At 64.5% G+C, this 12,122-nt stretch carries 15 protein-coding genes; 8 read left to right on the top strand and 7 right to left on the bottom strand.

What is annotated here, in order from left to right:
• The 7 genes from O4H32_RS05810 to sctW all read right to left on the bottom strand — a co-directional run.
• The coding region (locus O4H32_RS05810; RefSeq protein WP_269357530.1) for a hypothetical protein at positions 1-268 on the bottom strand (268 nt) is incomplete at its 3' end.
• A gap of 14 nt (positions 269-282) precedes the next feature.
• Complete coding sequence (gene sctD, locus O4H32_RS05805) at positions 283-1,659, bottom strand: type III secretion system inner membrane ring subunit SctD (RefSeq protein WP_269357528.1); 1,377 nt, start codon at positions 1,657-1,659, stop codon at positions 283-285.
• Between the two features lie 55 nt (positions 1,660-1,714).
• A complete protein-coding gene (sctV, locus tag O4H32_RS05800; RefSeq protein ID WP_269357527.1) occupies positions 1,715-3,811 on the bottom strand; it encodes a type III secretion system export apparatus subunit SctV in 2,097 nt (698 codons plus the stop codon).
• 10 nt (positions 3,812-3,821) lie between these two features.
• Positions 3,822-4,214: a type III secretion apparatus assembly chaperone SctY gene (gene sctY / locus O4H32_RS05795; protein WP_269357526.1), complete on the bottom strand. Its 393-nt coding sequence runs from the start codon at positions 4,212-4,214 to the stop codon at positions 3,822-3,824.
• A 4-nt stretch (positions 4,215-4,218) separates the two neighbouring features.
• Positions 4,219-4,620 carry a type III secretion apparatus assembly protein SctX gene (gene sctX / locus O4H32_RS05790; protein WP_269357524.1) on the bottom strand — a complete coding sequence of 134 codons (402 nt, stop codon included), beginning with the start codon at positions 4,618-4,620 and terminating at the stop codon, positions 4,219-4,221.
• 13 nt (positions 4,621-4,633) lie between these two features.
• Positions 4,634-5,017 carry a type III secretion system chaperone family protein gene (locus O4H32_RS05785; protein WP_269357522.1) on the bottom strand — a complete coding sequence of 128 codons (384 nt, stop codon included), beginning with the start codon at positions 5,015-5,017 and terminating at the stop codon, positions 4,634-4,636.
• Complete coding sequence (gene sctW / locus O4H32_RS05780) at positions 5,017-6,120, bottom strand: type III secretion system gatekeeper subunit SctW (RefSeq protein WP_269357521.1); 1,104 nt, start codon at positions 6,118-6,120, stop codon at positions 5,017-5,019. The genes O4H32_RS05785 and sctW overlap by 1 nt, the downstream gene beginning before the upstream one ends.
• Positions 6,121-6,400: 280 nt before the next feature.
• On the opposite strand from sctW, the gene O4H32_RS05775 reads away from it, so the two are divergent.
• The 8 genes from O4H32_RS05775 to O4H32_RS05740 all read left to right on the top strand — a co-directional run bounded on the left by O4H32_RS05775 (position 6,401) and on the right by O4H32_RS05740 (position 12,089).
• Positions 6,401-7,033 carry a hypothetical protein gene (locus O4H32_RS05775; RefSeq protein ID WP_269357519.1) on the top strand — a complete coding sequence of 211 codons (633 nt, stop codon included), beginning with the start codon at positions 6,401-6,403 and terminating at the stop codon, positions 7,031-7,033.
• 67 nt (positions 7,034-7,100) lie between these two features.
• The gene (locus O4H32_RS05770; protein WP_269357517.1) at positions 7,101-7,724 is read left to right on the top strand and encodes a hypothetical protein; all 624 of its coding nucleotides are present in this window, start codon (positions 7,101-7,103) and stop codon (positions 7,722-7,724) included.
• Between the two features lie 79 nt (positions 7,725-7,803).
• Complete coding sequence (locus O4H32_RS05765; protein ID WP_269357516.1) at positions 7,804-8,424, top strand: hypothetical protein; 621 nt, start codon at positions 7,804-7,806, stop codon at positions 8,422-8,424.
• A gap of 16 nt (positions 8,425-8,440) precedes the next feature.
• Positions 8,441-8,728 carry a Btc22 family type III secretion system chaperone gene (btc22, locus tag O4H32_RS05760; protein ID WP_269357515.1) on the top strand — a complete coding sequence of 96 codons (288 nt, stop codon included), beginning with the start codon at positions 8,441-8,443 and terminating at the stop codon, positions 8,726-8,728.
• A gap of 50 nt (positions 8,729-8,778) precedes the next feature.
• On the top strand, positions 8,779-9,282 hold the full coding sequence (locus tag O4H32_RS05755; RefSeq protein ID WP_269357513.1) for a SycD/LcrH family type III secretion system chaperone: 504 nt from the start codon (positions 8,779-8,781) through the stop codon (positions 9,280-9,282).
• 104 nt (positions 9,283-9,386) lie between these two features.
• A complete protein-coding gene (gene sctB, locus O4H32_RS05750) occupies positions 9,387-10,277 on the top strand; it encodes a type III secretion system translocon subunit SctB (protein WP_269357511.1) in 891 nt (296 codons plus the stop codon).
• 29 nt (positions 10,278-10,306) lie between these two features.
• Positions 10,307-11,584, top strand: coding sequence for a type III secretion system translocon subunit SseC family protein (sctE, locus tag O4H32_RS05745; RefSeq protein ID WP_269357510.1), 1,278 nt, complete (start codon positions 10,307-10,309; stop codon positions 11,582-11,584).
• 28 nt (positions 11,585-11,612) lie between these two features.
• Positions 11,613-12,089 carry a SycD/LcrH family type III secretion system chaperone gene (locus O4H32_RS05740; RefSeq protein ID WP_269357508.1) on the top strand — a complete coding sequence of 159 codons (477 nt, stop codon included), beginning with the start codon at positions 11,613-11,615 and terminating at the stop codon, positions 12,087-12,089.
• The last annotated feature ends 33 nt before the right edge of the window (positions 12,090-12,122 follow it).

Here is a 12,122-nt window from a genome sequence, read left to right as displayed (position 1 = left end):
AAAACCCCCCCCCCCGCGGCCCCGGGGCCCGGGGCGGGGGGGGGGGGCCGCGGGGGGGGCGCGCCCCCCCGCCCCCCCCCCCCCCCGCCCCCCCCGGGGCGTCGGCGATGTCCCGCCAGACCGGGAAGTTCTCGCGCGGCAGGCCCGCGGCCATGCGGGCCCGCAGGGCCGCTTCCATGTGGGCGGCCCGCGCGGACAGCGCATCCCGCAGGGCCGCGCCGCCGGGGGCGGCCAGGCGGGCTTCGAGATCGGTCAAGGCAGTGGTCATGGTTCGGTCCGTGTTCAGCGCAGCACGATCGCGGGGCGAGGGCCGTCGAAAGTCAGGCGTCGTTCCTCGATGCCGGTCAGGCGATACTGTCTATAAGTACCACCTACGAGCAATTTACTCCCATCTTCCAGCACGATAAAGGGCGTTTTTCCGCTGACCACGCTGAGGATGCCGAAAGGCACGGTGCTGGTGGCGGGCCGGTCATCGTCGGGCAGCGCGGCGACATCGAAGAAGCGGCGATTGAACTCCGCCAGGATGTGCTCGAACCGGGCCAGCTGGGTGTCGTCCAGCCTGGATGAGTCCGCGCGCAGATGGTGGCGATCCCAGGTCAGGGTGACGCCGCTCAGGCCGGCCGCCGCGAGTTCCCGGGTCAGTGCGTCGGCCACGGCCGGCGCCAGCTGGATGGTGTTGCCCATGACGGTCATGCCCGGCAACTGCGTGCGGACCGCCTCGATCGCCGCCGTGCGTTCCGTTTCGTCCGCCGCGATGCCCAGGATGCTCAGGCGGCCATCGCCATCGTAGCGGGGTGCGTATGTCACCGAGTAGGTTTCCAGTGCCGTTCGAGCGGTGCGGATCGCGTCCGCTTCGACGCTGACCCGCATGGCCGGCATGGGCCAGATCTGCACCAGCGCGGAGGCCAGCGCATCGCGTTCGTCCGCGTCCTTTACCCAGCCCGATACCTGTGCCGTCGTTCCGCCGGCCGTCATGGACGCCCGCAGGCGCGAGGTCAGGCCCAGGCGTTCCAGGACGGCCTGGATGCGCGGCAACGATTGCTTGGCGGCGATGCCCGGATCGGGACGGGGGGGTGTCGGGACCTTGGACGGCAGCAGCCAGGCCATGGCCATCGCCACGACGATGGCCAGGCCGGCGGCGGCCAGGCCCAGGATCATGATCCAGGATCGGCCGCGCGTGGGCCTGATGGCGCGGTCCGGCCTGGGATCCGCATGAATGACGGGCGCGGCTCGCGTGGACCCGTCTCCTGAGGCGTCATCGGGATCCGGAGCGGATTCGGCGGCCTCGGTGGGCGTGGTTTCGGTTTCAGTGTCGGTGCTGGTTTCGGTCGCGGCGTCGTCGCCGTCCGCCTTGGCTGTTTCAGGCGCGTCGACCCAAGGGTCTTCGGGATAGGCGACGGTGAGCCAGACCGGGCCCAGGGGCAGCGGCTGATTGTATGGCGTGCCGGATGCCGCGTCGGGCTCTGGTTCGCTTTCGCCGGGCGTCAGGTTCCAGCCCTGGTCGTCCAGAATCAGCCGGGCCGCGCGGGCCGGCAGGCCGGTGTCGGCCAGGACGATGTCGCAATCGGGGTCCGCGCCCACCAGGGCGCCGTGGGTGACGGGGCAGCGCGCCTCGCGGTGCAGGCCGGAAAGCACGCGCAGTTCGAGCGTCGCGTTCATCCCGGCCTCCTGGGGGAAGGCCGTCGCTTGCGCGTGGGGATCGGGGGGCGACGGATCATAGATCCACCCGGGCCAGGGGCTGCACGTTGATTTCCTGGGTGAGCTCCTGGTAGGACAGGACCGGCAATTCGTACAGATCCTGTTCGATCATCTTGCGCAGATAGCGGCGGATGTCCATGGATGTGAGCAGCACCGGTTTGCGTGCGCTGGCCGAAATGTCGCCCACTGTCTGCCGGATGTTTTCGACCAGTTTCTTGGTGGCGCCGGGATCCAGCGCCAGATAGCTGCCGGCCGATGTCTGGCGGATCGCCCCGCGGATGGTTTCCTCGACGTTGGGCGCCAGCAGATAGGCGGGCAGGATGTTCTGGCCGCTGGAGTATTTGTGGCTGATGTGCCGCTTGAGCGACACGCGCACGTATTCGGTGAGCAGGACGGAATCCTTTTCCTTCTGTCCCCATTCGATCAGGGCTTCGAGCACGGCGCGCAGGTTGCGCACGGAAATGTCCTCGGAGACCAGCCGTTGCATGATTTCGGCGAGTTTCTGCACCGGCATCACGCGCAGGGCCTCCTTGACCAGATCGGGGAATCGATCTTCCATGGCAGTCAGCAGGAAGCGCGTTTCCTGGATGCCGATGAAGTCCGAGGAATATTTTTTCAGCACGAAGGCCAGGTGCCAGGTGAGGATCTGGTGGGCATCCAGGCAGGGGATGCCGGCGGCGGCCAGCATGGGGACGTGCGAGGCTTCGGTCCACAAGGCCGGAATCCCGGGGAGGAAGGGCTTGTCGGTGGTGTAGGGCACCTGCAGCGCCTGAAGATTCTGTTCTGTGTCGCGCACCAGCACGTAGCCGGGCCGCAACTGGCCTTGCGACACCGGGACTTCGGAGAGCAGGATGAGATAGGTGTTTTCCGGCAGGGCGTCGTTGAAGCGCAGCTGGATGCCCGGGAACGGCACACCCAGGTCGAAGTACAGCGCGCGACGGATCTTGATCAGTTCCTCGTTCAGCTCGTCGGCGTCGAAATGCCGTTGCAGGCCGGCCGCCACGTCCATCATCAGCGGCAGGGTGGGGGCGAATTCGGCGCCGCCTTCGGTCCTGGCCTTAGGGGCCGGTTGGCCGTCGGCCGCCAGCGCCGGGATTTCGGTGATTTCGCCGGTCTTCTCGTCCACGACCTTGCGGGTATTGCGCAGCAGCACGAAACCGATCGTGCCCACGACGAGCGCCAGGGCGAGGAAGGTCAGGGTGGGCATCCCGGGGATCAGGCCCATGCCCAGGGCCACCACCGCGGCGATCAGCAGGGCGCGGGGCTGGGCCAGCACCTGGGCGCCGATGTCCTTGCCGACGTTCGACGGGCCGCCTTCGCCGGTCTGCACGCGGGTCACGATGATACCCGCGCAGATGGCGATGAACAGGGCCGGGATCTGGGCGATCAGGCCGTCGCCGATCGTCAGGATGGAATACACCTGCACGGCTTCGCCGGCGGACAACCCGCGTTGCAGCGTGCCGATGAGGATGCCCCCCAGCAGGTTGACCGCGACGATGATCAGGCCCGCGATGGCGTCGCCCTTGACGAACTTCATGGCGCCGTCCATGGCGCCATAGAGCTGGCTTTCCTTTTCGACCAGGCTGCGGCGTTTGCGCGCCTCGTCCATGTCGATCGTGCCGGCGCGCATGTCGGCGTCGATGGACATCTGCTTGCCTGGCATGGCGTCCAGGGAAAAGCGGGCCGCGACCTCGGCCACGCGTTCGGCGCCCTTGGTGATGACGACGAACTGCACGATGGTCAGGATCAGGAAGACCACCAGGCCGACGATCAGGTTGCCCCCGACCACGAAATTGCCGAAGGTTTCGATGATGTGGCCGGCATCGCCCTGCAGCAGGATCAGTCGCGTGGTGGCGATGGAAATGCCCAGGCGGAACAGGGTCGTGACCAGCAGGACCGAGGGGAAGGAAGAGAAAGACAGCGGCGAAGGCAGGTACATGGCCACCATCAGCAAGATGGCCGACAGCGTCATGTTGGTGCCGATCAGCATGTCCACCAGCGAGGTGGGCAGCGGCAGGATCATCATGAAGATGATCGAGACGATCAGGAACGCCAGGACGATGTCGTTGCGGCTGGTGAGCAGGGTGACGGCGCGGTTTAGGGCTTGTTGCATGGAGGCTCGCTCAGCGGGAATCGGCGGAATGGTCCTGTCGGGGGCGCAGGTCCGTGTAGGCCCGCATGGCGGCCTCGGCCTCGGCCTCGCGCCCCAGGGCGACCAGGGTCTGGGCGCGGATCAGGTGGAAGGCGCTCGTCAGGCCCCCCTTGAGCGCCACGCGGTCCAGCGTGCCCAGGGCGGTTTCTGGCTTGCCGGCGCGCAGTTGCGCCAGCGCCAGCGAGACGAGCTGGCGCGCGCCGGCCATACCCAGCTCGTCGAGCGCGGACAGCAGGACGGCCGCCTTTTCCGGGCGGTCGTTCTCCAGGTAGATGTACGACAGCAGGTCCAGCAGCGTGGGACCGTGCGGGCCCAGCGGGTGGGCGGCTTCCGGATCGTTCGGGGCGTCGGGCGGCGTGCTCATGCCGTCATCCCTGGTACAAGGCGCTGCGGTACATGGCGACCAGATCGCGCAGGTTGGTTTCTTCCTTGAGCAGGCGCACGGCGCGATTCAGGACGCGGCTGTCGCCCCCGCCGGTTTCGGCCAGGCCGGCGAGCGCTTTCAGGGCTTCGCGCAGGGCCTCGGCGAATTGCGAGGGCATGAGCAGGTCACGGTTGCCGATATCGGGGCGCAGGGCTTCTTCGAGGAAGCTGCCGATGTTGGGTTTCTCGAGCAGTTGCGTGAGTTGGGTGCGCACCGGATCGTCGGTGGGCGTCAGGTTGCGCCGTTCGGGAAGGCCCTGGGTGGCCTGCTCGTCCTTGCGGGCATAGACGATGGCGTCGATGCCGTGATCGAAGCTCATGAGCCGGTTGAGACCGATGTCAGGCATGGAGCGCTCCGGTTCAGGTGTCCGCGCCCAGGGCGTCGAGCCACTGGGACAGATATTCGAGCGCCTGGCGCAGGCGCGGTTCGGTGAATGCGTGTTCGTCCAGCCGGGTCAGCGCCAGCAGATGCGCGATGCCGTCGTATTCGCGCAGCGCCGGCTGCACCGGCCAGTCGCCCAGTTGGCTGTGGTGGGCGCGCCTGCAGGCGCGCCGCATCCAGTCGCCACTATCGTAGCGGACAGGCAGGGCGGCGTAGACGAGGATTTCACGGTCGGTCAGTTCGAGCCCCAGCAGGCGGCCCGGTTCGGTGCGGAAAATGGCCTGGCCCCGGGTGTCGAAGCCCAGATCGGGAATGCCGGTGGCCTCTCCGAACTGCTGCAGGATGGCGTTGGGACTGCTCATCAAAGATCCTCTGCGTCGATCGCCATGTCCAGGGCGCCCTGGATGGCGTTGAGGACGCCTTGCCGGGCTTCGGCGTCCGGGAATACCTCGATGGGCAAGTTGCCCATCAGGGACTTGACGCCTGACAGGAACGTCACCTGCCCGTCGGGCGATGCGATGCCGTGCTGCTGGGCCAGGGTCGTGAGTCGTGAGTCGTTGAGCCATTTTTCCCCGGTCAGTCCCACCAGATCGCGCATCAGGCGTTCCCCGTCGGGCGCCCCCTGGCTCTTGGCCCGGAGGTCCTCGGACAGGCCCGCGCAGCCGTCGAGCACGGTGACGGCGACCTGCAGATGATACAGGTCGCCGGTGAGCGCTTGCAGACGCTGTGGCGAAACGGAAGGACGGGTGGCCGCCAGATCCTGCCCCAGGGCCTGGATCAGTTGTTGCAGGCCGCGGCCCACGTCCTTGCCGCCGAACCGGTTCAGGGCCATGTCCAGGACCTTGCCCAGCGAGTCCTCGCCAAGCACGATGTCGCGGTAGGTGTTCTGGAAATCGCGGACGCCCTGGGCGCTTGAGGCGAACGCACCGGCGCTGTCCAGGGTGTTGAGCCCCGCCCGGATCTGGGGGCCGCTTTCGATCTCGAGGTCGGCCAGCGCGTCGCGCAGGGATTCCAGCAGTTCGGGGCCGGCACCATCCCGTTCACCCTTGCGCAGGGTGTATTGCAGGGCCAGGTATTGCTGTGAGACGTCGCCGAAGGCCTGGGCGGCCTGCTGCCTGGGCCCGCCCTTGCCCGCCAGCAGGCTGGCGGCCAGTTCCTCGAGCTTGGCCTGGGCGTCGGGATCCTTGGTCTGCTGCAGCATCTCGAGGATTTCCTCGAGCCGCATCAGTTCCATGGGGCGCTCGGACTTGATCTTGCGTTGCGCGTGGTGCTTGTTTTCGACTTTTTCAGCCATATGCAGGCTGATTTCCTCGGCCGCGTCCCCCAGCGAGGAGACCTCGCCGTCCAGCAGCACCGCCTGCTCGCCCAGCAGGGTGCCTGTCCGGGCCTGGCCGGAATCGAATCTGGCCTGCTGGCCGAGTGAGCTGAAGCCGGGGGAGGGGCCTCCGGTGTCGATGCGATTCATGATGGGCGGAACTCCGCGTTGATGCTGTGCTCGCATAGTAACCGCGCCGGGCGAAAGGTTCCCATGAACAACGCGGAGAAGGGCCATGGAATCCCGGCGCCAGGGTTTTTCCCGGTGACGGGCGGATAGGGCCGGAGGCATGGAACTGGCGGACGGCGGATGACACTCATGCTCTTGAAGGCGGTCGGGTCCGGTCTCCCAGACAGGAACTCTCGGGCGGAAACGGTTACTGATCTGCTGCCATATTCGAATGCAGTCTCAATGATAGGATGATTTAATGATGAGCTCTCCGGTAACCAACTCTGGCGGTATCAATTTCGAGGCCGCGCTGGCCAGCGGCGACATTCAGACCCTCATTCAGATGGTGCAAAGCGAACGCGTCCATCTGCTGGACTCGCAACTGGTGGACCAGGTCAAGGCCGTGCAGGCCCGCAACGACCAGATCGCCAAACTCAACAACGTGCTGTCGGGGCTCAACGCCGTGCTGGGCCGGGCCAACAGCACCGAAGCGAACAAAAAGATCAACGACGGCAACAGCCAGTGGAATGCCGATGCGATCACCAACATCGAATTGCCGCTGAACGACCAGATCCGCGAACTGGGTCTCTCGAACCTGACGGGCAATTCCAATGTGGGTGGGCAGTGCACGGCCGGACCCGGCCTGCCGAAGGACGGCGGCCAAGGCCACTCCATCAAGGGCGACAGCGTTATTTCCGGCAACTCGACCCGCGGCGAAATCGAGGCCGCCATCACCAAGGTCAAGGGCCTGATCGATGCCGAAAGCAACAACCAGCAGATGGACATGCTGCGGCTGCAGAGCCTGAACAACAAAAAGAACGAGTCGGTTGAAGTTCTGACCAACACGCAGAAGAAAAACACCGACGCCAATTCCAACATCATTCGCAACCTCTGATCGGCATCCGTCAGGTTTTGCTTGTGCCGCCCGCTTTCGCGGCGGCCCCGTACACAAGGAGTTCATCATGAGCATGACAGTCAACAACAACGGCGGCCTCAATTTCGAGGCCGCGCTGGCCAGCGGCGACATCCAGACCCTCATCCAGATGGTGCAAAGCGAACGCGTCCATCTGCTGGATGCGCAACTGGTGGACCAGGTCAAGGCCGTGCAGGCACGCAACGACCAGATCGCCAAACTCAACAACGTGCTGGCGGGGCTCAATTCCTACGCGTCGCAGATCGAAGGCACCGATGCCGGCAGCAAGCCCAAGGGCAGCGAGTGGAGCAACGACAAGATCAAGCAGTACGAAATGCCGCTGAACGACGCCATCAGGGATGCCGGGATCACGGACCTGGGTTTTCAGAACCGCACGGGCCAGCGCACGCCGCAGCCCGGCGAGTCCAGGGATGGCAGCGCCGGCAAGCTGGAGTCCGGCACCAATGTGGTGACTGGCAGTACCACCAAGGGCGAGATCGACGCCGCCATCACCAAGATCAAGGGCATGATCGATGCCGAAAGCAACAACCAGCAGATGGACATGCTGCGGCTGCAGAGCCTGAACAACAAAAAGAACGAGTCGGTTGAAATCCTGACTAACACGCAGAAGAAGAACACCGACGCCAATTCCAATATCATTCGCAATCTCTGACGTCCATCACGGCCCGCATCTGCGGGCCGGCGTCATCATTCACTCGACCGCCCAGGCGGTTTGAACCAAGGAGCAGACCATGAATACTTCCGGTGTGGGCAATCCTTTTCCCATCGACATCAGCCAGGCGATCGCCTCCGGCGACATCCAGACGCTGATCCAAATGGTTCAGGGCGAACGTGTAAAGTTGCTGGATGCGCAGTTGGTGGACCAGGTCAAGGCCGTACAGGCCCGCAACGACCAGATCGCCAAGCTCAACAACGTATTGTCCGCCCTGACGAAATTCCAGGGCGCGATCGATGGAACCGACGCGGGCAGCAAGGTCAAGGACTGGAACTGGGACAAAGTCGACCAGTATGAGATTCCGCTGAATGACGCCATCAAGCAAGCCGGAATCTCCGATATCGGCTTCACCGGGGATGGCCGTGTGACCCCGGGGCCGGGCCAGAGTGTGGACGACGGTCATGGCCACGTGATCAGGGGTCAGAAAAACACCTGCAACGGCGGCACGACCAAAGGTCAGATCGACGCGGCGATCACCAAGGTCAAGGGTATGATCGATGCCGAAAGCAACAACCAGCAGATGGACATGCTGCGATTGCAGAGCCTGAACAACAAAAAGAACGAGTCGATCGAAATCCTGACCAACACGCAGAAAAAGCACGCCGACGGCACTTCCAATATCATCCGCAACATCTGACGACAGGTATTCAATCATGGCCAAGAAGACGCTCGAAGAAATCATGCAGGAAGCCGAGGCGCTGGTCCAGGAGGTTCAGCGGAGCCTGAGCGAGACCCAGGAGATCTATCAGGCTCATGGGCTGGATGCGCGCAAGCTCAACGAATCCATGGGGCCGAAGGAGCGTGCCGAGGCCGAGGCTTTGTTCCGAAAGGACATGGAGGACATCGAGCGCGAGGTGTCTGAAGAGGCCGCCCGTCTGAGTTTCGCCAATGCCGCGCCACGGACGACGGGCGGCATGCGCAAGATCCGCAACATGATCTGAGACAAACCGCCGCCGCGGCGCGGCGGCCAGCACACTACAAAGGAATGCCCATGAATGCGCAAACGGTCCCCGAGATCACCGAAGAAGAAGCCGCCGGTATCGCCGAGAATCTGCTCGGCCTCTGGAAGGCCGGCGGCACGCTGGCCCAGGCGATGGGGCTGTCGCCCCGGGAATGCGAAGCCATGTACGCCTACGGTCATGCGCTCTATGCCCAAGGCAAGTACAACGATGCCTTCAAGATCTTCGCACAGCTGGTTTCCTACGATCATATGGATGCGCGCTATCAGCTGGCCCTGGCCTCCGCGCTGCAGATGACCAAGCGCTACGAAGAAGCGCTGCAGCAATACATGATCGTGACGGTGATGCGCCTGGACGACCCGGTGCCGGTCTACCACTGCGCCGAATGTCTGCTTGCCCTGGGCCGGCCGGCCGAAGCGGCCGAGTCGCTGGAATTGGCGATCGACACCCTGTGCAAGCCGGGCGAGCATGATGCGATCAAGGCGCGAGCCGAGATGCTGCTCAAGGCCGTCCGGACAAAGATCCCGGCCAAATAATCATGCTCCGGCATGGAACGACTTTGACCCTGATGTCCACTTAATCTGCATAGGCGCCAATGACGGCGCGGAACGAAAACCGAGTCAGCATCCCGGAGCACATCATGACGATTTCCCTGCAATCCACTTTCCCTCCCGGCTATATTCCTCCCGGCGTCGATCCCAAGTCCCTCGATGCCGCCACGAAGAAGATGGTGGAGACCACCGGCATCACGATGGATGTCGCGCTCAAGCTGATCGGGGTGGAGACCAACGAATCCAGCGCGGGCCGTCTCGACGCCCTGCTGCGGTCCATGTTGCCGGAGCCCTCCGGTGTCAAGCCCTCGGGGGATCCCTTCGGCAAACTCGGGACTGAAACGGTGTCCATCGACATCTATTCGGTGATGGCCCTGTTCCAGAAGTGCGCCCAGGAGATGCGCAACCAGGCGCGCGAGGTGCGGAATTCCGAAACGCAGGCGCAGGTCGCCAGCCTGAAGAACGCCGCCCAGGAAATCCGCAATGCGGCCGAAGACCGCCTGCAGCAGGCCATCATCCAGGGCTCGTTCCAGATTGCCGGCGGCGTCACCTCGATCGGCATGAGTGTCGTCGGCGGCATCCTGAGCGCCAAGAGCATCAAGAGCGGCGGCGAGGTCGATCACGCCACGGGCGCCCGGCTCGATCCCAAGACCAACGCCCCGATCGATCTTCAGATCGTTCAGGACAGCAAGTTGCAAGGCAATTGGGGCACCGGGCTGAGCAGCACCGCGCAAAGCGCGGGCGGCATCTTCTCCAGCGTCGGCAGCATGATCGGCGCCGGCAGGGAGCAAGCGGCCGCCGAGCACGACGCCAAGAAGTCCGAGCTTGAATCCGATGCCCGCGTCCATGAGCAGAGCGTGCAGCAGGCCAACGAACTGATGCAGCAGATGATGGACGTGATCCGCGACGTGCGGGAAAAGCTGGGCGCCATCGACCAGGCGCGCACCGAAACCAACCGCAGCATTTCGCGCAACGTCTGACCACGCGCCCACGATAGCCAGGAGCGAACATGAATACGACGATTTCGAACGGACCGGGTTATACGCCGCCGCTGGGGGGGCCGACGCCCGGGCAAGTCAACGGATCGAACGGTACGGCCGGCGCCATGGGAACCGGTCAGGTCGACCTTGAAAAGTTCTATGACGATGTCCTGACGCTCGTCAGGCAGCAGGAAGGCTCCGGCGTGTCGGATCGCGGCGGCAACCCGCTGATCGACAAGAACGGCGCGCCGCGCATCGATACGCCGAGCGAGGTCTTCAGCGCCAGCGACATGGTCGATCTGCTGCGCAGCCTGCGCAGCAAGACCCAGGACGAACAGCTCTCCACCGCCCAGAAAGGCCTGGAATCCGCGCGCATCAAGGCCGAAAAGAACACCGAGCACCAGCTCGAGAAGATCCAGGAATGGATCGACAAGTGCAAGGAAGCCGAGTCCAAGGGCGCGCTGGGCAAGATCTTCGGCTGGATCGGCAAGATCTTCGCCTTCGTCGCGGCGATCGCGACGGTGATCGCGGCCGCTGCGGCGACGGTCGCCACGGGCGGCTCGGCCGCGCCGCTGCTCGCCCTGGCCATCGTGGGCGCCATCAGCGCCACCATGACGCTGGCCAGCGCCATTTCCAAGGAATGCGGCGGTCCGGAAATCAGCATCAACAGCCTGATCCAGCATACGGTCGGCAAATTCCTGACCGATGTCTGCGGCATGGATCCCAAGCAGGCGGAAAACGTTTGCAATATCATGGGCGGCGTGCTGGCGATGACCTGCCCCATCATGCTGGCCATCGAGCCTTCGCTGCTGGGCAATATGGCCCAGAGCATCGCCCTGATGGCCGGAGCGGACGAGAAGACCGCCGGCTATATCGGCATGGCGCTGACGATCGCGGCCGCCATCGGCATCGGCATCGCCATGGCGGTGATGACGGGCGGTTCGTCCGTGGCCTCGACCGCGGCCCAGGTCGGCAACAAGGTGCTACTCTCCTCCATCAAGGTTTTCAACACGGTCATGTCGACGGCCAACACGGTTGTCTCCGGCGGAACCCAGATCGCGCAGGGCGGCCTGAACATCTCCAAGGCCCAGTCGCAAGAAAAAGCCGATAAGGCGATCGCGGACAAGAAGGAACTCGAGGCCATGATGCTCAAGCTGCAGAAGCAGATGGAAGAAGGTCGCGAGGAAATGAAGAAGATCATCCAGCAGATCGAGGAAAGCACCCAGCTCGTCAGCAAGATGATCGCCGGCACGACCGACAACATGAACCAGATCGCCATGAACATGGGTAGCCGGTCGACGGTCTGACCGGTCAAGTCGCACAAAGGAGAATCGCATGTCCCAGCCCGCCACCGCATCCCGCAGCCCGTTCGGTCAGCAGCTTTACGACGGCCTGCAGGCGCTGCCGGCCAGTTCCCGCATGAGCAATTCGCAACTCGAGGTCATCTACGCCCTGGCCTACGCCCATGTCACCCAGGGGCAATATGCCCAGGCGCTGCCGGTGTTCTCGATTCTGGCCACCTACGGCCCCACCCGGCGGCACTATATCGCCGGGCTGGCCCTGTGCCTGGAGCAATGCGGGCGCTACGAAGAGGCCATCAGCATGTATTCGCTGCTGCTCACGCTGTTCCCGGGCAGTCCGGAGCCCGCCGTGCAGATTGCCGAGTGTCTGTTGATGCTGGGCCGCACGGCCGAGGCGGTCGAGGAACTGGACCGCGTGTTGCTCGGCATTGAGGAGTCGGAGGGCGAATACGATGCGCTTCGACCCCGCGCCCAGGTATTGCGCGATCTGGCCGGGAGAAGGGTCTCCTGATGCCTGCGGGCCGAACGCCTCCTTCCGGCGCGT

The organism is Castellaniella denitrificans (assembly GCF_027214045.1).
Classification (GTDB): Bacteria; Pseudomonadota; Gammaproteobacteria; order Burkholderiales; family Burkholderiaceae_B; genus Castellaniella; species Castellaniella denitrificans_A.
This window is presented reverse-complemented; position numbering and strand designations above follow the sequence as displayed.

Coding starts and splice junctions, on each gene's coding strand:
- sctX (WP_269357524.1), bottom strand. CDS start 4,620: ATGCCTGACATCGGTCTCAACCGGCTCATGAGCTTCGATCACGGCATC.
- O4H32_RS05785 (WP_269357522.1), bottom strand. CDS start 5,017: ATGAGCAGTCCCAACGCCATCCTGCAGCAGTTCGGAGAGGCCACCGGC.
- sctD (WP_269357528.1), bottom strand. CDS start 1,659: ATGAACGCGACGCTCGAACTGCGCGTGCTTTCCGGCCTGCACCGCGAG.
- O4H32_RS05765 (WP_269357516.1), top strand. CDS start 7,804: ATGAATACTTCCGGTGTGGGCAATCCTTTTCCCATCGACATCAGCCAG.
- O4H32_RS05755 (WP_269357513.1), top strand. CDS start 8,779: ATGAATGCGCAAACGGTCCCCGAGATCACCGAAGAAGAAGCCGCCGGT.
- sctB (WP_269357511.1), top strand. CDS start 9,387: ATGACGATTTCCCTGCAATCCACTTTCCCTCCCGGCTATATTCCTCCC.
- O4H32_RS05740 (WP_269357508.1), top strand. CDS start 11,613: ATGTCCCAGCCCGCCACCGCATCCCGCAGCCCGTTCGGTCAGCAGCTT.
- O4H32_RS05775 (WP_269357519.1), top strand. CDS start 6,401: ATGAGCTCTCCGGTAACCAACTCTGGCGGTATCAATTTCGAGGCCGCG.
- btc22 (WP_269357515.1), top strand. CDS start 8,441: ATGGCCAAGAAGACGCTCGAAGAAATCATGCAGGAAGCCGAGGCGCTG.
- sctE (WP_269357510.1), top strand. CDS start 10,307: ATGAATACGACGATTTCGAACGGACCGGGTTATACGCCGCCGCTGGGG.
- sctV (WP_269357527.1), bottom strand. CDS start 3,811: ATGCAACAAGCCCTAAACCGCGCCGTCACCCTGCTCACCAGCCGCAAC.
- O4H32_RS05770 (WP_269357517.1), top strand. CDS start 7,101: ATGAGCATGACAGTCAACAACAACGGCGGCCTCAATTTCGAGGCCGCG.
- sctY (WP_269357526.1), bottom strand. CDS start 4,214: ATGAGCACGCCGCCCGACGCCCCGAACGATCCGGAAGCCGCCCACCCG.
- sctW (WP_269357521.1), bottom strand. CDS start 6,120: ATGAATCGCATCGACACCGGAGGCCCCTCCCCCGGCTTCAGCTCACTC.